The organism is Mesorhizobium shonense, from assembly GCF_040545255.1.
GTDB lineage: Bacteria > Pseudomonadota > Alphaproteobacteria > Rhizobiales > Rhizobiaceae > Mesorhizobium > Mesorhizobium shonense.
Window position 1 is genome coordinate 337,256 of the sequence record NZ_JBEPLM010000003.1, and the last position, 23,499, is coordinate 360,754.

A 23,499-nucleotide genomic window follows, 5' to 3' on the forward strand; every position below is an offset into this window, starting at 1 on the left:
GCTGCGGCCGCAAACTCATCTCTTCCGAATGCCGCACCAGTTCGGCGAACATGAGGGCGAAACTTCCCATCATCAGGAAGACTATGATCAGACGCGTCACCGGCAATAGACAGGTCTCTCGACTGGCTAGCCCCCGCCAACCCATCCACTGCCGGCTAACATGATCGATCCGGCTTTACGAGTGTTTAAGCTTCGTCTTAACCATTCCGGTCATCACATTCGTTGCACGCCTGTCACGAAGCGCGATTGCGCCTTCCCTTCGAGGCACGGCAGCCGCCCTTTGCAGAGGCCTGCGCCCATGCTACGCCGTCGCCGGCGCGGCCATGCAAGCGGTCGCCCCCTGGGAGCCATGAGCAAAGAAACCAGCCGCTTCGCCTTCGTCTCTTCCGACACCGACGACGCCCGCGCGGCGCTGGATACCTTGTCGGCGCGCTATGGGCAGATGCCTGTCGCGGATGCCGAGATCGTCATTGCGCTCGGCGGCGACGGATTCCTGCTGCAGACGCTGCGCGACACGATGAGCACCGGCAAGAAAGTCTACGGCATGAACCGTGGCACCATCGGCTTCCTGATGAACGAATATCGCGCCGGCGGTCTTGAGGAGCGCATCGCCAGGGCGGTGTCCGAAACGATCCGCCCGCTGGAGATGGTCGCGGTCACGCATGACGGAGAATCCGTTTCGGCTTTGGCGATCAACGAAGTGGCGCTTTGGCGCCAGTCCTATCAGACGGCGAAAATCCGCATCACCGTCGACGAGCAGGTGCGGATCGAGGAACTGAACTGCGATGGCGTGATGATAGCGACGCCGGCAGGCTCCACCGCCTACAATCTGTCGGCGCACGGGCCGATCCTGCCGCTCGATGCGCCGCTTCTGGCGCTGACGCCGGTGAGTCCCTTCCGGCCCCGGCGCTGGCGCGGCGCGCTTCTCTCCAACAAGGCGACCGTGCGCTTCGACATATTGGAGTCGGACAAGCGCCCGGTGAACGCCGCCGCCGACCACACCGAGGTCAAGGCGATTGCCTCGGTCACGGTCCGGGAATCGCCGACCGCGACGGCGACGTTGCTGTTCGACCCCAATCATTCGTGGAACGAGCGTATTCTTGCCGAGCAATTCCGCTATTGAGCCGGCGCAGGGACAAGACCACGATTAAGCATCGCGATTAAGGTTACGTCTTCACAATCGCTGGATTTCCCGGCCGTTTCTGTTGACAAATCGCGGACTTGCGCCTATCTGCAACCGCGATCTTGCAGGCGCGCGGCGCCTGCCGCAACGCGTGTTGCGATTTTCCCGAACCAGCCAAAGACAGCCATCACTTGTCCTCAGACGCCCAGACCGCTCAAGAAGCGTTGACGTTCACAGACCTCGGCCTGTCGCCGAAGGTCCTCTCCGCAGTCACCGATGCCGGCTACACCAAGCCGACCCCGATCCAGGCCGGCGCCATCCCGCATGCGCTGCTCGGCAAGGATGTGCTGGGCATTGCCCAGACCGGCACCGGCAAGACCGCTTCCTTCGTGCTGCCGATGCTGACCAGGCTGGAAAAGGGCCGGGCGCGGGCCCGCATGCCGCGCACGCTGATCCTCGAGCCGACGCGCGAACTGGCGGCGCAGGTCGAAGAGAACTTCATCAAATACGGCAAGAACCACAAGCTCAACATCGCGCTCCTGATCGGCGGTGTCTCATTCGATGAGCAGGACAAGAAGCTGGAGCGCGGCGCAGACGTCTTGATCGCGACGCCCGGCCGGCTGCTCGACCATCGCGAGCGCGGCAAGCTCTTGCTCAACGGCGTCGAGATCCTCGTCATCGACGAAGCCGACCGCATGCTCGACATGGGGTTCATCCCCGACATCGAGCGCATCTGCGAGATGATCCCGTTCACGCGCCAGACGCTGTTCTTCTCGGCGACCATGCCGCCGGAGATCACCAAGCTCACCGAAAAATTCCTGCACGCGCCGGTGCGCGTCGAGGTCTCAAGGGCCGCCTCCACCGCGACAAGCATCACGCAGCGCCTGGTGAAGTCAGGCTCCAAGCCGTGGGAGAAGCGCGAGACGCTGCGCAACCTGATGAAGGCTGAGAGCGACGGGCTGAAGAACGCCATCATCTTCTGCAACCGCAAGGTCGAGGTGTCGGAGCTTTTCCGCTCGCTGCTGAAGCATGATTTCGACGCCGGCGCGCTGCATGGCGACATGGACCAGCGCGCGCGCATGCAGATGCTCGCCAATTTCCGCGACGGCAAGCTGCGTTATCTCGTTGCCTCGGACGTGGCCGCCCGCGGCCTCGACATTCCCGACGTCAGCCATGTCTTCAACTATGACGTGCCGATCCATGCCGAGGACTATGTCCATCGCATCGGCCGCACCGGCCGTGCCGGCCGCTCGGGCAAGTCCTTCACCATCGCGACCCGCTCAGACACCAAATATGTCGACGCGATCGAGAAGCTGATCGGCACCAAGATCGAGTGGCATGACGGCGACCTGTCGACGGTGACCGAGAGCGAAGGAGAGGACGCGCCCCGCCGTGGCCGCGGCGCCCCGCGCCGCGCTGGCCGCAAGGATGAGGACCGCAAGGGGCGGGGCGAGCGCAAGAAGGAGCGCCACGCCAGGCATGGCGAGGACGAGACGCCGGAGACGGCGCGCGAAGAACAGCCGGTCGCCGAGGTCGCCGATATCGCGGAGCGCCGCGCCCGCAAGGACGCGATCCGTTCCGAGAACGACCGCAAGGGTTCCGCCAACCGCAACGAGCAACGCGGCGATGGCCGTTCCCAGCGCGATCACAACCGCCCTGCCCGCCATCGCCAGGAGGAAGACGACGCGACCGTCGGCTTCGGCGACGACGTGCCGGCCTTCATGCGGATCGTCGCCAAGGTCTGACCTTCGACACACAGCGTCGGCGGAAACGAAAACGGCCCCGAGCAGGGCCGTTTCTTCTACCGTTGCTTCGCCTGAAGGCTTCAGCCAAACGCTTTTCTGCCCTGCTGCCCTTACATAGGCCCAGGCATCATCTTGGTCGGTTTCTCCAGCATCGGAAACTCGGCCTTGTTGCATTTCACTTTCGGGTTCGTTGGGCTGAACATGCCGTTCGGATTGTCGCTGAACAGCCAGGCGTGAAGATCGTAGTGCACGAATTCCTTCGGGATCAGCGGGTAGTGCCCCTCCATCGGCCCCATGAATTTCTGGCCGAACAGGCTGGGGGCTTCCTTGACGTCCGGCGTCAGCGGCACCAGCCATTCCACGCCGACCAGTTTCAACCCCTTCTTCGTCGGCTCGTAGATCAGGACGTTGGGTTTCATCGGGTCTAGTGGCTTGCCAATGCTCGGGACGTTGACGAAATGGACGCCCATCGCGCCTTTCGGATAGTCCATCGTGCCCGGTATCTTTTCGCCGCTGTAGTAGACGCAGCCTTCGGTCGACAGATAGAGATCGCGCAGGGCGGCCGTGTAGTCCTCATATTTGGCCAGCGATTTTTTCAGGGCTTCGAGGTCGGCCTTGTTGGCGTCCTCGGCCCGCGCCGTAGCGGCGCCAAGCCATGCCCCCAGAAGACCGGTTAAAACGAGGACGCCGCAGCGCCCAAGGCGAGCTGTTCTTGTCATGCATTCCTCCCAGATATGATCTGGCCGTGCAAGACCGAGGCGGAGAATGCAATTGCGCGGCCCGTTGCGCTCGCCCCATCCCCTCTGGAATAGCACCAATGCTATTCTTTTCCCTGGTGTTGGAAAAGTATCAATTAGAACAAGCTAATGGCCTAAGACTTTTGACCTAATTTGCGGTCGCGCCAAACACAAACGGCCTCTTCCGAGGCCGTTTTGCTTGGTGGAGTTGATCCGCCGGAAGCGGTTTTCTCAGGTGAGCGGCGACAGCTGAATCTCGACGCGACGGTTCTGCGCGCGGCCGGCGGCCGTCGCGTTGGAGGCGACAGGGCGCGTCTTGCCGAAGCCGGTGACGGCGAAGCGGCGGGAATCGACGCCCTGGCCGGAGAGGTAGTTGGCGACTGCCAGCGCGCGCCGCTGCGACAAGTCGAAATTGTGTTCGTCGCCGCCGGTGGAGTCGGTGTGGCCGAACACATCGACGGTGGTCTGGCGGAATTTGTTCAGCACCAGCGCCACCGAGTTCAGCACCGGGTAGAAGCCCGGCTTCACCGCGTCCTGGTCGACGTTGAAGGTGATGTCGGACGGCATGTTGAGGATGATCTGATCGCCGCTGCGGGTGACGCTGACACCGGTGCCCTGCAACTGACGGCGCAGTTCCGCCTCGTTCTGATCCATCGTCGCGCCGATCGCGCCGCCGGCAAGCGCGCCGATGCCCGCGCCGATCAGTGCGTTGCGGCGATCATTGCCGCCGGCCAGCAGACCGAGGCTGGCACCTGCCAGGGCGCCAAGGCCGGCGCCGGCCGCCGTGTTGGAGATCTTCTGGTCGCCGGTATACGGGTCGGTGGTGGTGCAGGCGCTCACGAGCACAGCCGTCGCCACGACGACGAGCACGGTCTTCTTCATAAGATGGTCCCTCTCCAAATCGCGGCCATTGCAGCCGCGCCAAATCAGCCCTTCCGCATGCCTTGTAACATGAATTGCGGCAAAAAGCGGAACGGCAAAGCGTGCTACCAGAGGTTCTTGCCGTCGATCACCACCACTTCGACCTTGTCCAGGTCGAAATCGTCGAACAGGCGGGAATTGACGCTGATCTTCGGGTTATCGAAGTCGGGCTGACCAGTCGACCAATCGGGCGTTTCGGTAAAGGTGCCGCAGCCGCAGGTGGCGCAGAAACCGTGTTTGATGGTTTTCGAACCCCAGCGGTAGAAGGAGACGTTCTCAGGCGGGCTGGTGAGCTTGAATTGCGATGGGACGTAGTAGGCCCAGAGCGCTCCGCGCTTGGAGCAAAAGGAACATGTGCATTGCGTGACTGTCCGCGGCGCTTCGGACACTTCGAATGTCGTCGCCTTGCAGTGGCAGCTTCCCTTGATGGTCATGAGCGTCACCTCTCCGTCATCCGCCGCCCCTTGGATCACGCAATTCCAGGCGGAAACCGCCGCGGAATTGCTTTAGCGGCAAGGCAACATAAAGAAGCGGTCCTGACAACTGTCTGCCAGCAGGTTTGGCCGTTCGGCGGTCGGCCCTAAAGCGCGTCGCGATATTTCAGATTCGCTCCTTGCGCTTTAGGTTTTTGATTTTGCGCAAGTCTTTGTCCCGAAACCGGTTCCGACTTTCGGGAGACATGCTTTAGTAGGAACGCGGCGGCACGAATAGGCAGATTGTCTTGCCGGCATCTAAACCAGCCTGATGCGCGCACCAATGGAATTCACCGTCCGGGCTATCCTTTACCCGCTTGTCGGTCATGGGAACAACTTCACCGGTTCCGGCAATCACATACCCTTCGGGTTTCTCAAGGACCTCACCCGTGTGGGCAGTGCGGCAATCGTAGTTGGCGCAGCAGGCAAAGGGATAGCTCCAGCCCTGTGGCATGGCGGCCGTAGGCTTGGCGTCGTGCGCGAAAGCAGGCGCAGTCAGAACCGCGACCACGCCGGTGACGAACAGGGAAAACAGGAGTCGGCCGGCCGGATGAACGGCTTGGGCCGATCTTGACTTGGCAGCAGACATCGAAGCGTTCCTTTCGAGCATCAAGCGTTTTCGCTTGCCCGTTCCCGGAACGTGTCTTCCCAGTGGCCGGATCGTCAGTCGCAGATATGCCGCGTCCGGCCATAAATGCTTCTATCCCCCAGCCCAAATGCTGAGCTGATTCCTTGGCCGGCGCAAGAAGTGGGCGCGCCCTTCGGATCGCACCGGGGCTTCAGCATCGGCCGCAGAAAAGGGTGCGCCGACTTGGTTAACGAGAATTAAACGACAAGCCTGCGACCAGGGTGCCTAAGAACGAAATTCTGCTGACGGAGGTTCCGGCCCTCAGCCGGTGACATGTTCACGATATTGCGGCAGGTCGTCCGTAATCGTGAACCATGACGCCTTGGAACCGACGAAGATGTGTGCATTCGGGCGAACGCTTGGATCGTCCATCAGCGTCCCCATGGCGACATGGACGTAGGCGCCCTCCCGCACCAATGAATAGAGCAGAGAGCCGCATTGCCCGCAATGCGCGTCATGGCCGCTGGCATCGCCGTACATCAGCAACTTGCCGTCGCCCGCGGTGAGACGAAACTTGTCGCGCTCGATGCCGGCGAAGGACTTGAAGGCGGAGCCCGTGGTGCGGCGGCAGTTGGAGCAATGGCAATTGGCCGCGTAGACGAATTCGTCGGCCACCTCGTAGCAAACTGCGCCGCAGAAACATTTTCCGGCAAGCGTACGAGCGCCTGCCTTGTCCGGATTTGCCAAGATATCCTCCCTGCCAGCCGCCATCTGCTTTTCTCGGATCGCTCTAATCCAGGTCCGCCACCGCCTCCCCGGCGCCGCCCTCGATACGGTGTGACAGCGAAGCCTCCATGAACTCATCGAGATCGCCGTCGAGCACGCTTGACGGGCTGGTGCTTTCGACGCCGGTGCGCAGGTCCTTCACCAACTGATAGGGCTGCAGGACATAGGAGCGGATCTGGTGGCCCCAGCCGATATCGCTCTTCGACGCCTCGGTGGCGTTGGCCACCGCCTCGCGCTTCTTCAGCTCTTCCTCGTAGAGCCGAGAGCGCAGCATTTCCCACGCCTTGGCGCGGTTCTTGTGCTGCGAGCGCTCCGCCTGGCAGGCGACCGCGATGCCGGTCGCGAGATGGGTGATGCGGACCGCCGAGTCGGTGGTGTTGACGTGCTGCCCGCCCGAGCCCGAGGAACGATAGGTGTCGATGCGGACGTCGGATTCGGAAACGTTGATCTCGATCGAGTCATCGATCACCGGATAGACCCAGACGCTGGCGAAAGACGTGTGGCGACGCGCATTGCTGTCGTAAGGCGAGATGCGCACCAGGCGGTGGACGCCGGACTCGGTCTTGAGCCAGCCATAGGCGTTGTGGCCCTTGATCAGCACCGTGGCGGACTTGATGCCGGCTTCTTCGCCGTCATGAACTTCCAGCACCTCGACCTTGAAGCGGCGCCGCTCGGCCCAGCGCGTGTACATGCGCAAAAGCATCGAGGCCCAGTCCTGGCTCTCGGTGCCGCCGGCGCCGGCATGGATTTCGAGATAGGTGTCGTTGGCGTCGGCCTCGCCCGAGAGCAGCGTCTCGACCTGGCGGGCCTTGGCCTCGCCCTGCATGGAACGAAGCGCGGCTTCGGCTTCGGCGACGACAGCCTCGTCGCCCTCTTCCTCGCCAAGCTCGATCAGGCCGATATTGTCCTCGAGCGCCTGGGTCAGCCCTTTGACCGCCCCGATGCCTTCCTCGAGGCTCTGGCGCTCCCGCATCAGCTTCTGCGCTTCCACAGGGTCGTTCCAGAGGCTGGAATCCTCGGCGCGCGAGTTCAGGTATTCAAGCCGCTTGATGGCCTGATCCCAGTCAAAGATGCCTCCTCAGCAGGGTTATCGCCTGCCTGATCTCGTCGACAATGTTGAGCGTTTCCGCGCGCATGGGTCTCGTGCTGTCCTGTTCTTCTCGTTCTTTTCGGAATCGGCGCGATACATAGGCATGCCACCACCGCCTGTAAAGCGAAATGGGCCGGCATTAACCTGCCGGCCCATTCCGAAATTTGGAAATTTAGTAGAGGCCGCCGCCGCCGTCCTGGATGGCCTGAGTGGCCTGCGGCGACAGCGCGCCGCCGGCGCCGTTGGAGCCGTCCGCGCCCATGCCGATGACCCAATAGCTGTCGGCCGGGCCGGTGCCGGGCTTGAACGCTTCGATGATGGTGTTGGGATCGCCCTCGGCCGCGCGCATGCCGGTCTTGCGGTTGATGGCGATCAGCTTCATGCTTTCCGGAACCTGGAAGTCGACATTGGGCGTGCCGTCGAGCGCGACGCGCATGAAATCCTTGAAGATCGGCGCGGCGAGACCACCACCGGTGGCGCCCTTGCCGAGGCCGCGCGGCGTGTCGTAGCCCATGTAGAGACCGACGACCAGGTTCGGCGTGAAGCCGATGAACCAGGCGTCCTTCTCATCGTTGGTCGTGCCGGTTTTGCCGGCGATGTGGCGGCCGAGCTCGGCGATGGTGGCGCCGGTGCCGCGTTGCACCACGCCCTCCATCATCGAGGTGATCTGGTAGGCGGTCATCGGGTCGAGCACCTGCTCGGAATTGTCGACCAGTTCGGGCTCGGGCTGGTTCTTCCATTCGGTGGCGTTGCAACCCTCGCAGCCGCGTTCGTCCTGCTTGAACACGGTCTTGCCATAGCGATCCTGGATGCGGTCGATCAGCGACGGTTTGATCGACTTGCCGCCATTGGCCATGATCGAATAGGCCGAGACCATGCGCATGACGGTCGTCTCGCCGGAGCCCAGCGCCATCGGCAGGTAGGGCGCGAGATGATCGTAGACGCCGAAGCGCTCGGCATATTCAACGACCAGCTTCATGCCCATGTCGTTGGCGAGCCGCACCGTCATCAGGTTGCGCGACTTCTCGATGCCGGAGCGCAAGGTGGCAGGGCCGGCGACCGTGCCGTCATAGTTCTTCGGCGTCCAGGTGGTGTTGCCGCTCTGGATGGTGATCGGGCCGTCCATGATCACCGAGGCCGGCGTGTAGCCGTTGTCGAGCGCCGCCGAATAGACGATCGGCTTGAACGAGGAGCCCGGCTGGCGCATCGCCTGCGTGGCGCGGTTGAACTCCGACTGCGCATAGGAGAAGCCGCCGACCATGGCCAGCACACGTCCGGTATGGGGATCCATGGCAACCAGGCCGCCTTCGACTTCGGGCACCTGGCGCAGGCTGTAGGCGTTGTCGGAACCGTCGTTCTTCTGCACGAAGATGACGTCGCCCGGCTCCAGCACCTCCGCCGGAGATTTCGCCCTGACCGACTTGCCGTTGACGAAGTGGCGCATGGCAAAGCCCATGTCGTCCTTGCTGACGGTTCCCTCGACGCGGTCCTTGACGAGATCGCCCGAAACCTGGCGCGCCGGCTCAATGCCGATCGTCAGACCATCGGCCGAACTGTCGAGCACCACGGCCAGCGTCCATTCCGGCACGTCCTCGAGACCCTTGACGTTGCCCAGCGGAACGCCCCAGTCGCCGGAAACGTCGATATGGGTCGCCGGTCCGCGATAGCCGCGCAGCATGTCGTATTTCAGCAGCCCGTTCTGCATCGACCTGCGGGCGATCAACTGGATCTTCGGATCGAGCGTCGTACGCACCGACAGGCCGCCCTCATAGAGCGCGTTCTCGCCATAACGGGCGATGATCTGGCGGCGCACCTCCTCGGTGAAAAACTCGCCCGCGAACAGATAGGACCCGTTGCGGCGCGGCTTTACGCCGAGCGGCTCCGCCTTGGCCTTGTCGCCCTCCTCGCGCGTGACGTAGCCGTTCTCGACCATCTGGTCGATGACCCAGTTCCGGCGCTCCAGCGCGCGATCGGCATGCTTGAAGGGATGATAGTTGTTGGGGCCCTTGGGCAGCGAAGCGAGATAGGCGGCCTCGGCGACGGTCAGTTCGTTGACCGACTTGTCGAAATAGGTGAGCGCAGCACCGGCGACGCCGTAAGCGCCGAAGCCGAAGAAGATCTCGTTGAGATAGAGCTCGAGGATGCGATCCTTCGAATAGGCCTGCTCGATGCGGAAGGCCAGGATCATCTCCTTGATCTTGCGCTCGTAGGTCTGGTCCGAGGAAAGCAGGAAGTTCTTCGCCACCTGCTGCGTGATCGTCGAGGCGCCGACCTGGCGCCTGCCGGAGCCGAAATTCTGCAGGTTGACGATGATGGCGCGGCCAAGGCCGGTGATGTCGATGCCGGGGTGGTTGTAGAAGTTCTTGTCCTCGGCCGACATGAAGGCGGCCTTGACGCGATCCGGGATCGCCTGGATCGGCAGATAGAGGCGCCGCTCGCGGGCGTATTCAGCCATCAGCGAGCCGTCCGAGGCATGGATGCGCGTCGTCACCGGCGGTTCGTATTTGGCCAGGACTTCGTAGTCGGGCAGATCCTTCGTCAGGTGGCCGATGTAGATGGCCAGGCCGGCGGCGACCAGCAGCGCCAGCGTCGTGCCGATGCCGAAGAAATAGCCGATGAGACGAATCATGCCCGCTCCAGTCCGAGGTTCGGGATTTTCCTAAACGAAGCCGACAGTCGCGCAAGCTTCACGGGGCGGTCCCAATCCGCAATGAAAAACCCATGTCGCCACCATGTGGACAAAATACGGCAGCGCGAAATTTCAGGACTCGGTCCGTCAAATAATAACGCCACGTGTTGTCGTCATGCAACGCCGCTTGTGGTTGCAGGACGGCTCATGGTTGTGGGCGGGTGCAGCCCGTCAGCCGCCAGCCCTGGCTCCTGCTTTCGCCGCGGCGAACAGGGCAACGGCATTGGTTATGCTCTGGGCCGCCTTGCCGCGCCAGTCGGCGCTGAGCAGCTGCGCCTCGTCCTTGCTGTTGGAGAGATAGCCAAGCTCGACCAGCACCGAGGGAACGTCAGGCGCCTTCAGCACCTTGAAGCCCGCCGAGCGCTGCGGGTTGTTGATCAGGCCGACGCTGGTCGACAGCTGGCCGACCAGCGTGTGGGCAAAGCTCATCGAAAAGCCGTGCGTCTCGCGGCGGATCAGGTCGATCAGGATGTCGGTGACCTCCTTGTTGTCGTCCTCGATCTTCATGCCGGCGAACTGGTCGGACAGGTTTTCGCGATCGGCGAGCGCCTGGGCCTCGGGGTCGGAGGCCTTGTCCGAGAGTGTGTAGACCGTGGCGCCCCGGAGGCCCTTGACGGCGATCGTATCGGCATGGATGGAAATCAAAAGATCGGCTTCGTGCTGGCGGGCGATGCGCACGCGGTCGTCGAGCGTGAGGTAGACGTCGTTTTCCCGCGTCATGTACACATCATATTTGCCTACCGCGGCCAGCTTGCCGCGCAATTCGGTGGCAAAGGCCAGCGTGACGTTCTTCTCGACCGTGCCGCCGGCGCTCTCCGCGCCGCCGTCGACACCGCCATGGCCGGGGTCGATGACCACCGTAAAGCGATGGCCGGGCGCCGAGATCGGCCCGGTGCCGACGCGGCCGCCCTTGTCGGCGGAAACGGTCGAGCCGGTCGTCAGCGACTGGTTGGCGAGGGCTTCGTCGAATTCGCGTTCCGACGCGGCCGACATGTCGATGGCAATGCGATAGCCGCTGCCGTCGTCGTTTTTCAGCACGTCGAGCTTGTCGACGGCGAACGGCCCCTTGCCGGTGAGGATCAGCCGCGAGCCCTGGCCCTGGTCGCCAAAGCGAACGGCGCGCACCAGCCCGCGCGGTTTCACGTCCTTGGCGTCGAGGGCGAATCGCGTGCGCGGCAGATCGACGACAAGGCGGTCGGGGCCGCGCAGCAGGAACCACTTCACGTCCAGCTCACGGTCGAAGGTCATGACGATGCGCGTCCTGGTGGCGTCGCCGGCCATCTTGTAGCCGGTTGCGCCAAGCAGCCCATCGGCCCACGCTGCGGCGGTCAGGCCAAACAGGACCGCCAGCAGGAAAAGCGCCCTGGCCATAAGCCGGAGAAGCCCAGCGGCGCCACGCCCCTTGTCTGCAGTGCCTGCCAGTCCCATCTCTTGTCCGTCGCTCCCGGTTTGGCGCCTTGCGCCGGGTCGTTTCGCAGAAGGGCCTGTCTGGCAGCCAACTCGATTAACGATTGGTATCCAGAGAAGGTTAACCAAGCCTTTTCATGCAGCAGGTGGAGCGCGATCTTCCCCAACGGAAGCGCTTTTTGCCGGCATCCGGAATCGGGGTTGCCTTCCACCACGCCAAATCATAAAAGCGACATTGGATCACTGCAATCCTGGAACCGTCCGCCTCCGCAGTTTCCCGCCAGGGATAAGAGGCGCTTCCGGGTTTCAGGCGATCGCGACGATTTTCGCAGGCGTGCTCCCGTGGCGGGGGAATCGCTTGCGCGATGAAAACGGCCGGGATGTCCCGCGCCGGCTCTGTGTGAGCAAACAAGCTGGTCCGGCTCAGCCCGGGCTTTGGTTCAAAAGGTTCTGCTGGGTGCCGATGGCTTCAAGCGCAATCATGGAAAGGTCCGCATCGAACCGCGCCATTGTGGCTGCGGGCGGTACCGCCATCGCGTTGAAGCAGCGGCCGGCGGACATTCAATTATCCGGCATCCTCATAAATCCAGGCACACAGCGGCGGGGTCTGCCTCGCCAGCTGCGGCTGATGGCTGCCGGGAGGAAACGAAATAATGCCCAACAAGATGCTGATAGACGCCTCCCACCCGGAGGAAACACGCGTTGTTGTCGTTCGCGGTAACCGCATCGAAGAATTCGACTTTGAATCCCAGGACAAGAAGCAGCTCAAAGGAAACATCTATCTCGCCCGCGTAACCCGCGTCGAGCCTTCCCTTCAGGCGGCCTTTGTCGAATATGGCGGCAACCGTCACGGTTTTCTCGCCTTCAGTGAAATTCACCCCGACTATTACCAGATCCCGGTCGCCGACCGTCAGGCCCTGCTGCGCGCCGAAGCGCAGGAGGCCGAGGACGAAGACGACGAGGAGGCCGAGGCCGGCGAGGAGCAGCAGGCGCGCGATCGCGGCAACCGCCGCGGCCGCCGGCGCGGCGGCAAGAACCGCGACCGAGCCGAGCAGAAGCGCGGCGCCGACGCTGCCGGTTCCGAGGAAACCAACGAAAACGCCGAGCACGTCGCGGCATCGGGAGAAGCTGGCAATGAGGCCGGCGAAGCAACCGATGCCCCGGCGGAGAACGCCGAAGCGGCCGCCGAAACCATCGAGGCCGTAGCCGCGGCAGCCGGCGAACAGGAAAGCAAGGCGCCCGACGCCAGCAGCGACGCTGCCGAAGGCGAATCCGCCGAGCATGAGGACGAACAGCCTTCCGAAAGTGGCCCCACCTCGATGGCTGCGAGCGTCGATGCGGATGTGATTTCCGAAGCGATGCCGCAGGCTGAATCCATCAGCGAGGCCGCCCCCGCCGACGAAGCCGCTCCCAGCGACAGCGATCGCGGCATGCTCGAAGAGATCTCATCCGCGCATTCGGACGAGCACGAGATTGAATCGGTCGGCGCCGAGGACGCGCTGGAAGAGGTCCGCAACCGCCGCAAGCCGGTCCGCCGCCAGTACAAGATCCAGGAAGTCATCAAGCGCCGCCAGATTCTGCTGGTCCAGGTCGTCAAGGAAGAGCGCGGCAACAAGGGTGCGGCGCTGACCACCTATCTCTCGCTCGCCGGCCGCTATTCGGTGCTGATGCCCAACACCGCGCGCGGCGGCGGCATCTCGCGCAAGATCACCAACGCCCAGGACCGCAAGCGGCTGAAGGAGGTCGTGGCCGACCTCGAGGTGCCGCAAGGCATGGGCGTCATCCTGCGCACCGCCGGCGAAAGCCGCACCAAGGCGGAGATAAAGCGCGACTACGAATATCTGATGCGGCTTTGGGAAAACGTCCGCAATCTGACGCTGCAATCCTCGGCCCCTGCCCTGGTCTATGAGGAAGGCAGCCTGATCAAGCGCTCGGTACGCGACCTCTACAACAAGGATATCGACGAGATCCTGGTTTCCGGCGAGGACGGCTATCGCGAGGCCAAGGACTTCATGCGCATGCTGATGCCGAGCCATGCCAAAGTGGTTCAGCCTTATCGCGACACGACGCCCATCTTCGTGCGCAACGGCATCGAGGCGCAGCTCGACCGCATGCTGCAGCCGCAGGTGACGCTGAAGAGCGGCGGCTACATCATCATCAACCAGACCGAGGCGCTGGTTTCGATCGACGTCAACTCCGGCCGCTCCACCAAGGAGCATTCGATCGAAGACACCGCGCTCCACACCAATCTGGAGGCCGCGGAGGAAGTCGCGCGGCAGCTAAGACTGCGCGACCTTGCCGGCCTGATCGTCATCGACTTCATCGACATGGAGGAGAACCGCAACAACCGCTCCGTCGAGAAGCGGCTGAAGGATCACCTCAAGAACGACCGTGCCCGCATCCAGGTCGGCCGCATCTCGCATTTCGGCCTGATGGAGATGTCGCGCCAGCGCATCCGCGCCAGCGTGCTGGAATCGACGATGAAGCCGTGCCCGCATTGCGGCGGCACCGGCCATGTGCGCTCCGACTCTTCGGTGGCGCTGATGGTGGTGCGGGCAATCGAGGAATTCCTGCTCAAGGATTCGCGCAGCCACATCACCGTGCGCACGCCGGCGGCGACCGCGCTCTATGTGCTCAACCACAAGCGCGCCAATCTGGTCGAGCTCGAGGCCCGGTTCGGCCTGACGATCACGCTCGAAGCCGACGAGACGCTGGGTGCACAGCACTACGCGATCTTCCGCGGCGCCGTCGCCGAGAAGCCGGAAGGCTTCGTCGAGGTGCGCAGCCTGCCGACCTATGCCGAGCCGGAAGAGCCCGAGGACGAGATCGTCGTCGAGGAGGAGGAAGAGGTTTCGGTCGAGGCCGAGCAGTCGCGTCACCCGCAGCAGGGCCAACACCAGCAGCGGTCCGAGGAGGGCGAAGGCCGCAAGCGCCGCAAGCGCCGGCGGCGGCGCGGCGGCAAGGATCGCGATCGCGAGCATCAGGCCCATGGTGAAGCCGTTTCGGCCCCCGTGCAGGCGGATGCCGCCGCACAGGAAGGCGAAGCGACAGCCGAGTTGAAGGCCGACGCGCCGGCCGACACGGAAGACACCGTGGAGTCGTCGGAGGACGGTCCCGGCAAGAAGCGTCGTCGCGGCAAGCGTGGCGGCAAGCGCAATCGCCGCGAAGACGGCGAAATCGCCGCCGATGCCGCCAGCGAGGCGGCCGATGGCATCGAAGGCGAGGAAGCGGAAAAAGAAGCTCCCGAAGGCGCGCCGCCGGTAGCAGCAGCCGAAGGGCAGGCGGCGCCCTCGCCCGCCAATGACGATGCTACAGCCGCGGAGAAGCCGAAGAAGCCGCGTCGTGCATCGCGGGCCAAGAAGACTGCCGAGCAAACAGTGACCGAGACCGCGCCCGAGCCGGTCGCGGAGCTTGCCGCCGCGCCTGCGGTCGCCGAACCGGCGCCGTCAGCCGAGGCCGAGGCGTCGGTCAATGCGCACCCGACGCGGCGCAGGCCCCAGTCGAGCGACGCGCCGGCCGTCCCCGTCGTTTCATCCAACGTCACCGATGAAGCCAAGGCCGAAGAAAAGCCGAAGCGCGCCGGCTGGTGGCAGAGAAAGGGCTTTTTCTAAGCCATTTCAGCCTGTTAAGACGATCTGTTAGCAAAAAGTCCCGCGCTGCCCAGCGCGGGACTTTTCTTTTCCGAACCCGCCGCTCAAGGCGCGAAGATCGACCAGTTCATCATCCTGGCGAGCTTCTCCAGCGCGATCGAGCCGAGCTTGGAATTGCCGTTCTCGTTGAGGCCGGGCGACCAGACGGCGAGCGAGGCCACGCCCGGCACGATGCCAAGAATGCCGCCGCCGACGCCGCTTTTTCCCGGAATGCCGACATGGAAGGCGAAATCGCCGGAGCCGTCGTAGTGGCCGCAGGTCAGCATCAGCGCGCCGATGCGGCGCGCCCGCTCGGTCGACACCACCGAATGCCCGGTCGCCGGATTCCGGCCGCCATTGGCGAGGAAGCGGCCGGCCATGGCCAGTTGCCGGCAGCTCATGGCAATGGCGCAATGATGGAAGTAGACGCCCAGCGCCAGCTCCGGCTCGTGATGGAGGTTGCCGAAGGATTTCATGTAGTTGGCCAGCGCGAAATTGCGGTAGCCCGTCGCGCGTTCGGAGGCTGCGACCTCGCGGTCGATGATGATCGTATCGTCGTCGGCGAGAAACTGGACGAAGCGCAGAATCTCGCCGATCGCCTCGCGCGGCTGATGGCCGGCAAGCAGGATGTCGGAGATGACGATGGCGCCGGCATTGATGAATGGGTTGCGCGGAATGCCGTTCTCATGCTCGAGCTGGACGATCGAGTTGAACGGATTGCCGGAGGGCTCACGGCCGACACGGTGCCAAAGCGCATCGCCGACCTTGCCCAACGCCAGTGTCAAGGTGAACACTTTCGAGACGCTCTGGATCGAAAACGGCTGATCGGCGTCGCCGGCGAGGATGACGCGGCCGTCATTGGTCACGGCGGCAATGCCGAATCTCTTCGGATCGACTTTGCCGAGCTGCGGGATATAGGTGGCGACATCGCCGCGATCGGTGCGCTCCGCCATTTCGGCGGCCACTTCGGTCAGCGCTTGCTCGAGTTCCGGCATGGCGTCTATTTCAGCCAGCGTTCGATGCGCGCCAGCGCCTCGACCATGTCGTCATGGCTGCCGGCATAGGAAAACCGCATGGTGCGGTGGCCCTGGAGCGGATCGAAGTCACGGCCGGGCGTCGCGGCCACATGCGCCTCGGCCAGCATCTTGCGCGCGAAGGCCATGCTGTCGTTGGTGTGCCTGGTGACGTCGCAGAAGGCATAGAAGGCGCCGTCCATGGGTGCGGCGAGCGCGAAGCCGAGTTCCGGCAGGCGCTTCATCAAAAGGTCGCGGTTCCAGGCATAGCGTGCCTTCACCGCTTCAAGTTCTTGCGTGGCCTTGAAGGCCTCGATCGCGGCGATCTGAGACAGTTCCGGCGGCGAGATGTAAAGGCTCTGGGCAATGCGCTCGACCGGCCGCACCGATTCCTCCGGCAGCACCATCCAGCCGATGCGCCAGCCGGTCATGCAGTAGTATTTGGAGAAGGAGTTGATCACCGTCACGCCGGCGCCATAGGTCAGCGCGCTGACGTCCGGCGCGGCATAGGCCAGCCGGTGGTAGATTTCGTCCGATATCACCGCGATGCCAAGTTCCTCCGCCGTTTTCACCAGCGCGGCAAGCTCATCCGCTGGAATGACCGCGCCGGTCGGGTTGGCGGGGCTCGCGAACAGCACTCCTTTCAACGGCTTCTCGCGATGCGCGCTCTTCAAGTGATCGGCATGCAGATAGGCATCCGAACCGAGCTCGATCTCGACGATCTCGATGCCGAGCGCGGCCATGATGTTGCGGTAGGCCGGATAGCCGGGCGCGGCGATGGCGACGCGGTCGCCCGGGTCGAACATAGCCAGGAAAGCGAGATTGAAGGCGGCGGACGAGCCGGTGGTGACGGCGATTCGGGCCGGCGCGACATCGATCCCGTAATGCTCGCCATAGTGCGCGGCGATCGCCTTGCGCAGCTCAGCCAGCCCCAAAGCGTCGGTGTAGCCGATGCGGCCGTGCTTGAGCGCCAGAGCCGCGGCTTCCCGGACACCGGCCGGCGCCGGATCCGACGGCTGGCCGACCGCCATCGAAATCACGGGAACGCCGGCAGCCTTCAGCCGGTTGGCTTCGGCCAGGATGTCCATGGCGTGGAATGGCTCGACTTCCCCCCGGCGCGAAAGCGAAACGACCATTTGACCTCTTCCAACTGCCTTTATCCGGCGAAATTCCGGACGGAAACCATCTCAGGCCTGCCCGCGAGCTGCCGCGGTTCGACGGCAGCGCCGCACAAATGCCCGATTGATGTGGGGATCACAAGCGCGCAGGAAGTTATCGGCGCCGACTTTTCATCCTTCGCCCGCTCGTCTACCAGTGGACCAGTCATGTTGAGCCGACCCGAACTATGATTGCCAGATCGAAAATAGGGCGAACCGCGCGCGGCTTCGCAACATTCCTGCTTGCCGCCGCCGTCGCGGTATCGACTTCGGTGAACGCTTTCGCGCAGGGCGTGCCGGTGGTGCGTGACGCCGAGATCGAGGCGCTGGTGCGCGACTATGCCCGGCCGATCTTCAAGGCGGCGGGCCTCGCCAATGACGGCATCGACATCGTTCTCGTCAACGATCAAAGCTTCAACGCCTTCGTCACCGGCCGCCGCCTGTTCATCAACACCGGTGCGCTGGTGACGGCCGAAACGCCGAACGAGATCATCGGCGTCATCGCGCACGAGGCCGGCCATATTGCCGGCGGGCACCAGCAGAAATTGCGCGACCAGCTCGACCGCGCCAAGACCATGGCCATCATCGCCACGCTGCTCGGCGCGGGCGCGATGGTCGCGGGCGCCACGACCAACAGCCGCGGCCTTGCCGGCGCCGGCATGGGCGTCGCCGCCGGCGGCGGCGAGATGGCGCAACGCAGCATCCTAGCCTATCAGCGCGGCGAGGAAATCACCGCCGACCGCTCGGCGATCACCTATCTCAACGCCACCGGCCAGTCCGGCATGGGCATGCTGAAGACCTTCGGCCGCTTCCAGAGCGCGCTGTCGCTGTCGGGCACCCAGCTCGACCCCTACCGGATCAGCCATCCGATGCCGCAGGAGCGCATCGCCAATCTCGAGGTTCTGGTCAAGGCGAGCCCATACGTCAACAATGTCGACTCGCCGGCGCTGCAGCAGCGGCACGACATGATGCGCATCAAGATCGCCGCCTATATGCAGGGCCAGGCGGCCGTGGCTCGGCTGATGCGCAAGAACCCTACCAGCCTCGCCTCGCGCTACGGCGACGCGCAGCAGACCTATCTCTACGGCAATCCGGGCGCTGCGCTGACCAAGACGGCGGCGCTGATCAAGGAACAGCCGAAGAACCCCTATTTCCAGGAACTGCGCGGCGACATCCTGATGAAGGTCAACAAGCCCAAGGACGCCGCGGATGCCTATGCCAAGGCCGTGAGCCTGGATCCGGCGCGGTCCGGATTGCTCTTGGTTTCGCTCGGCCAGGCGCTGATGGCGGTCGGCACGCCCGATTCAGCGAAGAAGGCGGTGACCCAACTCAACAACGCGGTCGGGCGCGACAAGGAAAATGCGGAAGCCTATCGCTATCTGGCGCAGGCCTATGGCGAATTGGGACAAATCCCAGCCGCCGATCTCGCCACCGCCGAAGGCCATTTCTATTCGGCCGACTACAAGAACGCGAAAATCTTCGCCATGCGCGCTCAACAGAAGCTGAAGCGCGGCGAGCCCGGCTGGCTTCGTGCGCAGGATATCATAAACTACACGCCATCCAACAAACTCAAATGAACGTCCCGGCCGTGCGCGGCGACTAAAATGGACCGGGACAGGCAGAAGGAAATGATCATGAACAAGGCAATCCTGCTCGGCAGCGCCGGCGTGGCGGTAGCGCTCGGCATGCTGGCATTCGGCTTCGTGGCAGGAAGCCCGCAGGCGGCGAAGGCCGATACGACGCAAGCAATCCAGGTGGCTTCCGCCGACACCAAGGTCGACCGCAAGGAGGTCGAAGGCATCATCCGCGACTATCTGTTGAAGAACCCGGAGGTCCTGCTCGAGGTCCAGGACGCGCTCGAGGCCAAGCAGAAGGAAGAGCAGCGGCTCGCGGCGCTCGGCGTCATCAAGGATGCGAAGGACGAGATCTTCAACTCCACCTTCGACGGCGTCGTCGGCAACCCGCAGGGCAAGGTCACCATCGTCGAGTTCTACGACTACAATTGCGGCTTCTGCAAACGCGCCATCGAGGATATGAAGGCGCTGACCAAGGCCGATCCGGACCTGCGCTTCGTGCTCAAGGAATTCCCAATCCTCAGCCCGGATTCGCAAAAAGCGAGCGTGGTGTCGATGGCCTTCCACCTGATGATGCCGGAGAAGTACGGCGAATTCCACACCGCCCTCCTCGGCGGCCAGGGCCGCGCCACCGAAGCGACCGCCATGAAGGTCGCGCTTTCGCTCGGCGCCGACGAGGCGAAGCTGCGTGAGAAGATGAAGGATCCGAGCATCAACGAAGCGCTCTCCCGGACCTACGACCTCGCCACCAAGCTGTCGATCACCGGCACGCCGTCCTATGTGGTCGGCAACGAGGTGGTGTTCGGCGCGCTCGGACAACAGGTTCTGGCGGAAAAGATCGAGCAGGCAAAGAGCGCGCTCTAAGTAGCTGCAGGCCGCGCCGGCAGGCGGTTTTCCGCCTGTTGTGGACAGCGAAAGAACGCACTTGCGCTCTTTTCGCGGGCGGCTATGCCCATTATAGAGGTCCGGCGCGCCGGCTTGAGGCCGGCGCCGAAGAGGTCGGCATATTTGAAAACGATTTTCGTCCTGAACGGTCCCAATCTCAATGCACTCGGCAAGCGCGAGCCGGGCATCTATGGCGGCAAGACGCTTGCCGCCATAGCCGAGGACTGCAAGGCCGCAGGCAAGGCGCTTGGGCTCGCGATCGATTTTCGCCAGTCCAATCACGAGGGCGATCTCGTCGACTGGATCCAGGAAGCCGGCGACAAGGCCGCTGGCATCGTCATCAATCCCGGCGCCTACAGCCACACCTCGATTGCGATCCACGACGCCATCCGGGCGATCGCGCCGCTGCCTGTCGCTGAAGTCCATCTTTCCAACATCCACGCGCGGGAGCCTTTCCGCCACGTCTCCATGGTCGCGCCGGTCGCCGTCGGCATGATCTGCGGGTTCGGGCCGCTCGGCTATACGCTTGCGCTGCAGGCACTGGCGGCACGCCTGTGACCGGCTCCCAAACAGAAGGCTCGAACATGTCGATAAAGAAGAACGGTGTTGACCAGCAGCTGATCCGAGATCTGGCGGGCATACTGAACGACACCAACCTGACCGAGATCGAGGTCGAGCTCGGCGACCTGAAGGTGCGCGTGTCGCGCCAGTCGCAGGCCGTCCATGCGGTTGCCGCGCCGCTTCCTATCCCGGCCGCGACGGCGGTTGCCGCGCCGGCCCAATCGGCAGTGGCTGGGGCGGTAGCAGACCCTTCCAAGAACGCGGTGCCCTCGCCGATGGTCGGCACTGCCTATCTGGCGCCCTCGCCCGACGCCAAGCCGTTCGTCGAGATCGGCCAGAAGGTGAAGGAAGGCCAGACGCTGCTCATCATCGAAGCGATGAAGACGATGAACCAGATCCCGTCGCCGCGTGGCGGAACGGTAACGGCGATCCTGATCGAGGACGCCCAACCGGTCGAATACGGCATGCCGCTCGTGGTCATCGAGTAGAGCCGGGAACAGCGGCAGATGTTCCAGAAGATCCTCATCGCCAATCGCGGCGAAATCGCCCTTCGGGTGTTGCGCGCCTGCAAGGAGCTCGGCATCCAGACGGTGGTGGTCCATTCGACGGCCGATTCCGACGCCATGCATGTGCGGCTTGCCGACGAGAGCGTCTGCATCGGCCCGCCCCCCTCGCGCGAAAGCTACCTCAACATCCACCAGATCGTCGCCGCCTGCGAGATCACCGGCGCCGACGCCGTGCATCCAGGTTACGGCTTCCTGTCGGAAAACGCCAAGTTCGCCGACATCCTCGCCGCCCACAACATCACCTTCATCGGCCCCTCGGGCGATCATATCCGCATCATGGGCGACAAGATCGAGGCCAAGCGCACGGCAAAGCGCCTCGGCATCCCGGTCGTGCCTGGTTCCGATGGCGCGATCAGCGACGAGAAGGAAGCAAAGCGCGTCGCCGCCGAGATCGGCTATCCGGTGATCATCAAGGCTTCGGCCGGCGGCGGCGGCCGCGGCATGAAGGTGGCGCGCACGGAGGCCGATCTCGAGGTGGCGCTGCAGACGGCAAAGTCGGAAGCCGGCGCCGCCTTCGGCGACGACGCCGTCTACATCGAGAAATATCTGGAAAAGCCGCGCCATATCGAATTGCAGGTGTTCGGCGACGGCGCCGGCCGCGGCGTGCATTTCGGCGAGCGCGACTGTTCGCTGCAGCGCCGCCACCAGAAGGTCTGGGAAGAAGCCAACTCCCCCGCTCTCAATGCCGAGGAGCGAGCCCGAATCGGCGGCATCTGCGCCAAGGCGATCGCCGATCTCGGCTATTCCGGCGCCGGCACCATCGAATTCCTCTACGAGAACGGCGAGTTCTATTTCATCGAGATGAACACCCGCCTGCAGGTCGAGCATCCGGTGACGGAAGCGATCACCGGCATCGATCTAGTGCACGAGCAGATCCGCGTCGCCTCCGGCGGCGGGCTGTCGGTCAGGCAGGAAGACATCAAGTTCAACGGCCACGCCATCGAGTGCCGCATCAATGCCGAGGACCCGCGCACCTTCACGCCTTCACCCGGCACGATCACGCATTTCCACACGCCGGGCGGCCTCGGCATCCGTGTCGATTCGGGAGTCTATTCCGGCTACAGGATCCCGCCCTATTACGACAGCCTGATCGGCAAGCTGATCGTGCATGGGCGCAACCGGGTCGAATGCATGATGCGGCTGCGACGCGCGCTCGACGAGTTCGTCGTCGACGGCATCAAGACGACGCTGCCGCTGTTCCGCGACCTGGTCGGCAATCCGGACATCGCCAATGGCGACTACGACATCCACTGGCTGGAGGAATATTTGGCCAAGGCCGATTAGAGTCTATCGATATTCAGGTGATGCCGGCCTGCAAATAGCGGCTTCCTGCGCTTCCGGCCTTCGCCGGCCGAAGCGCTCATGAGTAGCGTAGCAGTTAATTAAGGCTACGGCCGGCGTAGGCCGGTACTCACGTGCGTTAAAAGCGCATCGCTCTGAAACAGATTCAGGCGACGCGCTTCAAATGTTGTTTTGATGCGTGTCGTTCTCCCAAAACCGCTGCGCACTTTTGAGCGACATGCGTTGTGGTGTTGCGGTTATAATGGCGCAATGACTCGTCCCTACGCGCCCGGCTACCGCATCCCGACCGACCTGCTGCTGAAAGCCTATGCTTCGGGCGTATTCCCGATGGCTGAGAGCGCGAACGACCCGGAAGTGTTCTGGGTGCGGCCGGAAACGCGCGGCATCATCCCGCTAGACGGCTTCCACACGCCGCGCAGCCTGAAGAAGACGATCCGCAGGCACCCTTTCGACATCCGCTACGATTTCGACTTCGAGGCGACGATCGACGGCTGCGCCGAAAAGCGCGACGAGCGGCGCTCGACCTGGATCAATGCCCCGATCCGCGAAGCCTATATCGATCTCTACCGGTTGGGCCATTGCCATTCTGTCGAGGCGTGGCGCGCGGGCCGGCTGGTCGGCGGCCTCTATGGAGTGTCGCTCGGGCGCGTATTCTTCGGCGAGAGCATGTTCGCCCGGGAAACCGACGCCTCGAAGACCTGCCTCTATTATCTCGTCGAGCGGTTGAACGAGCGCCGCTTCGCGCTCTTGGACACGCAGTTCACCACCGAGCACCTCAAGCGCTTCGGCGCCATCGACGTGCCGCGCAGCCGCTATGAGAAGATGCTGGCCGAGGCCTTGAAGGGCGAGGCGACGTTTTATCCCTGAGCCTCAGCTCCTGCATCGATCGGTGTCTGCGCATGGAACATCATCTTCCAGCCGTCGGCGCGATGGACATAGCCGGTGCTGACAAGAGCGGCATAGGGCTCGCCGTTTTCCCGTGTCGCGCGTGCCTCGTAGGTGAGCATCACGATATCACTACCCGGCTCGACCATGCCTTTCAGCCGAATGTCGAGATCGCGCCAGCGATTGGGCTTCGCGGCAGTCTTGGCCAGATCGGCGTTGGTCATCGCTTTCGCCATCTCTGGAAAGGCGACAAGGCACTCCACATCGGCATGGGCCGCGAAGTAGGTGGAACTGCCGGTCCAGAACCCTTTCTCGATATCGAGAAGCTCTTTCTTGCTGGCAGTGATCGGCCTGATCTTTGCCATGGAAACCTCCCGTCGCTATCGCC

At 63.5% G+C, this 23,499-nt stretch carries 21 protein-coding genes; 9 read left to right on the forward strand and 12 right to left on the reverse strand.

Annotated elements, in window-relative coordinates; translation table 11 throughout:
- The first annotated feature begins 349 nt into the window (after positions 1–349).
- Positions 350–1,123, forward strand: coding sequence for an NAD kinase (locus tag ABID26_RS11110; RefSeq protein ID WP_292344924.1), 774 nt, complete (start codon positions 350–352; stop codon positions 1,121–1,123).
- A 191-nt stretch (positions 1,124–1,314) separates the two neighbouring features.
- Positions 1,315–2,868, forward strand: a complete 1,554-nt coding sequence (locus ABID26_RS11115) for a DEAD/DEAH box helicase (protein ID WP_292344925.1) — start codon at positions 1,315–1,317, stop codon at positions 2,866–2,868.
- A 110-nt stretch (positions 2,869–2,978) separates the two neighbouring features.
- On the opposite strand, the gene ABID26_RS11120 is transcribed toward ABID26_RS11115, so the two are convergent.
- The 9 genes from ABID26_RS11120 to ABID26_RS11160 all read right to left on the reverse strand — a co-directional run bounded on the left by ABID26_RS11120 (position 2,979) and on the right by ABID26_RS11160 (position 12,100).
- Positions 2,979–3,587 (reverse strand): hypothetical protein, encoded by a 609-nt coding sequence (locus ABID26_RS11120; RefSeq protein WP_292344926.1) that lies wholly within the window; start codon positions 3,585–3,587, stop codon positions 2,979–2,981.
- Between the two features lie 249 nt (positions 3,588–3,836).
- A complete protein-coding gene (locus tag ABID26_RS11125) occupies positions 3,837–4,487 on the reverse strand; it encodes an OmpA family protein (RefSeq protein WP_059184805.1) in 651 nt (216 codons plus the stop codon).
- 104 nt (positions 4,488–4,591) lie between these two features.
- Entirely contained in the window at positions 4,592–4,960 is a 369-nt protein-coding gene (locus tag ABID26_RS11130; protein ID WP_126100199.1) for a GFA family protein, read from the reverse strand.
- 250 nt (positions 4,961–5,210) lie between these two features.
- Entirely contained in the window at positions 5,211–5,588 is a 378-nt protein-coding gene (locus ABID26_RS11135) for a hypothetical protein (protein ID WP_126100198.1), read from the reverse strand.
- 300 nt (positions 5,589–5,888) lie between these two features.
- Positions 5,889–6,338: a GFA family protein gene (locus tag ABID26_RS11140; protein ID WP_435528563.1), complete on the reverse strand. Its 450-nt coding sequence runs from the start codon at positions 6,336–6,338 to the stop codon at positions 5,889–5,891.
- A gap of 19 nt (positions 6,339–6,357) precedes the next feature.
- Positions 6,358–7,489 (reverse strand): peptide chain release factor 2 gene (gene prfB, locus ABID26_RS11145; RefSeq protein WP_292344928.1). Its coding sequence is split into 2 segments (ribosomal slippage): positions 6,358–7,422 and positions 7,424–7,489, totalling 1,131 coding nucleotides; the frame shifts between segments, so codons are not numbered across the junction.
- 126 nt (positions 7,490–7,615) lie between these two features.
- Positions 7,616–10,072, reverse strand: a complete 2,457-nt coding sequence (locus ABID26_RS11150; RefSeq protein WP_354415358.1) for a penicillin-binding protein 1A — start codon at positions 10,070–10,072, stop codon at positions 7,616–7,618.
- Positions 10,073–10,303: 231 nt separating this feature from the next.
- Positions 10,304–11,560 (reverse strand): N-acetylmuramoyl-L-alanine amidase, encoded by a 1,257-nt coding sequence (locus tag ABID26_RS11155; RefSeq protein ID WP_292303063.1) that lies wholly within the window; start codon positions 11,558–11,560, stop codon positions 10,304–10,306.
- Positions 11,561–11,962: 402 nt separating this feature from the next.
- A complete protein-coding gene (locus ABID26_RS11160; protein WP_157895961.1) occupies positions 11,963–12,100 on the reverse strand; it encodes a hypothetical protein in 138 nt (45 codons plus the stop codon).
- Positions 12,101–12,192: 92 nt separating this feature from the next.
- Here ABID26_RS11160 and ABID26_RS11165 point away from each other — a divergent pair, with 92 nt between their 5' ends.
- Entirely contained in the window at positions 12,193–15,150 is a 2,958-nt protein-coding gene (locus ABID26_RS11165; protein ID WP_354415361.1) for an Rne/Rng family ribonuclease, read from the forward strand.
- Positions 15,151–15,233: 83 nt separating this feature from the next.
- Here ABID26_RS11165 and ABID26_RS11170 read toward each other — a convergent pair whose 3' ends face one another.
- On the reverse strand, positions 15,234–16,163 hold the full coding sequence (locus ABID26_RS11170) for a glutaminase (protein WP_292344933.1): 930 nt from the start codon (positions 16,161–16,163) through the stop codon (positions 15,234–15,236).
- 5 nt (positions 16,164–16,168) lie between these two features.
- On the reverse strand, positions 16,169–17,317 hold the full coding sequence (locus ABID26_RS11175) for a pyridoxal phosphate-dependent aminotransferase (protein WP_292303861.1): 1,149 nt from the start codon (positions 17,315–17,317) through the stop codon (positions 16,169–16,171).
- Between the two features lie 209 nt (positions 17,318–17,526).
- On the opposite strand from ABID26_RS11175, the gene ABID26_RS11180 reads away from it, so the two are divergent.
- The 6 genes from ABID26_RS11180 to aat all read left to right on the forward strand — a co-directional run bounded on the left by ABID26_RS11180 (position 17,527) and on the right by aat (position 23,093).
- Positions 17,527–18,915, forward strand: a complete 1,389-nt coding sequence (locus ABID26_RS11180) for a M48 family metalloprotease (protein ID WP_292303863.1) — start codon at positions 17,527–17,529, stop codon at positions 18,913–18,915.
- Positions 18,916–18,972: 57 nt separating this feature from the next.
- Entirely contained in the window at positions 18,973–19,776 is an 804-nt protein-coding gene (locus ABID26_RS11185) for a DsbA family protein (protein ID WP_292303866.1), read from the forward strand.
- 144 nt (positions 19,777–19,920) lie between these two features.
- Entirely contained in the window at positions 19,921–20,355 is a 435-nt protein-coding gene (gene aroQ / locus ABID26_RS11190) for a type II 3-dehydroquinate dehydratase (protein WP_126100187.1), read from the forward strand.
- 26 nt (positions 20,356–20,381) lie between these two features.
- Positions 20,382–20,846 carry an acetyl-CoA carboxylase biotin carboxyl carrier protein gene (gene accB, locus ABID26_RS11195; protein ID WP_126100186.1) on the forward strand — a complete coding sequence of 155 codons (465 nt, stop codon included), beginning with the start codon at positions 20,382–20,384 and terminating at the stop codon, positions 20,844–20,846.
- An 18-nt stretch (positions 20,847–20,864) separates the two neighbouring features.
- Positions 20,865–22,208 carry an acetyl-CoA carboxylase biotin carboxylase subunit gene (gene accC, locus ABID26_RS11200; RefSeq protein WP_126100185.1) on the forward strand — a complete coding sequence of 448 codons (1,344 nt, stop codon included), beginning with the start codon at positions 20,865–20,867 and terminating at the stop codon, positions 22,206–22,208.
- A 267-nt stretch (positions 22,209–22,475) separates the two neighbouring features.
- Positions 22,476–23,093 (forward strand): leucyl/phenylalanyl-tRNA--protein transferase, encoded by a 618-nt coding sequence (gene aat / locus ABID26_RS11205; RefSeq protein WP_126100184.1) that lies wholly within the window; start codon positions 22,476–22,478, stop codon positions 23,091–23,093.
- On the opposite strand, the gene ABID26_RS11210 is transcribed toward aat, so the two are convergent.
- The gene (locus ABID26_RS11210; RefSeq protein ID WP_292303868.1) at positions 23,084–23,476 is read right to left on the reverse strand and encodes a hypothetical protein; all 393 of its coding nucleotides are present in this window, start codon (positions 23,474–23,476) and stop codon (positions 23,084–23,086) included. The two genes, aat and ABID26_RS11210, sit on opposite strands and share 10 nt — an antisense overlap.
- Positions 23,477–23,499: the final 23 nt, after the last annotated feature.

Excerpts from the sequence above, each read along its gene's own strand:
- ABID26_RS11110 (WP_292344924.1), top strand. The coding sequence starts at position 350 with ATGAGCAAAGAAACCAGCCGCTTCGCCTTCGTCTCTTCCGACACCGAC.
- ABID26_RS11120 (WP_292344926.1), bottom strand. The coding sequence starts at position 3,587 with ATGACAAGAACAGCTCGCCTTGGGCGCTGCGGCGTCCTCGTTTTAACC.
- ABID26_RS11125 (WP_059184805.1), bottom strand. The coding sequence starts at position 4,487 with ATGAAGAAGACCGTGCTCGTCGTCGTGGCGACGGCTGTGCTCGTGAGC.
- ABID26_RS11130 (WP_126100199.1), bottom strand. The coding sequence starts at position 4,960 with ATGACCATCAAGGGAAGCTGCCACTGCAAGGCGACGACATTCGAAGTG.
- ABID26_RS11135 (WP_126100198.1), bottom strand. The coding sequence starts at position 5,588 with ATGTCTGCTGCCAAGTCAAGATCGGCCCAAGCCGTTCATCCGGCCGGC.
- ABID26_RS11140 (WP_435528563.1), bottom strand. The coding sequence starts at position 6,338 with ATGGCGGCTGGCAGGGAGGATATCTTGGCAAATCCGGACAAGGCAGGC.
- ABID26_RS11150 (WP_354415358.1), bottom strand. The coding sequence starts at position 10,072 with ATGATTCGTCTCATCGGCTATTTCTTCGGCATCGGCACGACGCTGGCG.
- ABID26_RS11155 (WP_292303063.1), bottom strand. The coding sequence starts at position 11,560 with ATGGGACTGGCAGGCACTGCAGACAAGGGGCGTGGCGCCGCTGGGCTT.
- ABID26_RS11160 (WP_157895961.1), bottom strand. The coding sequence starts at position 12,100 with ATGTCCGCCGGCCGCTGCTTCAACGCGATGGCGGTACCGCCCGCAGCC.
- ABID26_RS11165 (WP_354415361.1), top strand. The coding sequence starts at position 12,193 with ATGCCCAACAAGATGCTGATAGACGCCTCCCACCCGGAGGAAACACGC.
- ABID26_RS11170 (WP_292344933.1), bottom strand. The coding sequence starts at position 16,163 with ATGCCGGAACTCGAGCAAGCGCTGACCGAAGTGGCCGCCGAAATGGCG.
- ABID26_RS11175 (WP_292303861.1), bottom strand. The coding sequence starts at position 17,317 with ATGGTCGTTTCGCTTTCGCGCCGGGGGGAAGTCGAGCCATTCCACGCC.
- ABID26_RS11180 (WP_292303863.1), top strand. The coding sequence starts at position 17,527 with ATGATTGCCAGATCGAAAATAGGGCGAACCGCGCGCGGCTTCGCAACA.
- ABID26_RS11185 (WP_292303866.1), top strand. The coding sequence starts at position 18,973 with ATGAACAAGGCAATCCTGCTCGGCAGCGCCGGCGTGGCGGTAGCGCTC.
- accB (WP_126100186.1), top strand. The coding sequence starts at position 20,382 with ATGTCGATAAAGAAGAACGGTGTTGACCAGCAGCTGATCCGAGATCTG.
- accC (WP_126100185.1), top strand. The coding sequence starts at position 20,865 with ATGTTCCAGAAGATCCTCATCGCCAATCGCGGCGAAATCGCCCTTCGG.
- aat (WP_126100184.1), top strand. The coding sequence starts at position 22,476 with ATGACTCGTCCCTACGCGCCCGGCTACCGCATCCCGACCGACCTGCTG.
- ABID26_RS11210 (WP_292303868.1), bottom strand. The coding sequence starts at position 23,476 with ATGGCAAAGATCAGGCCGATCACTGCCAGCAAGAAAGAGCTTCTCGAT.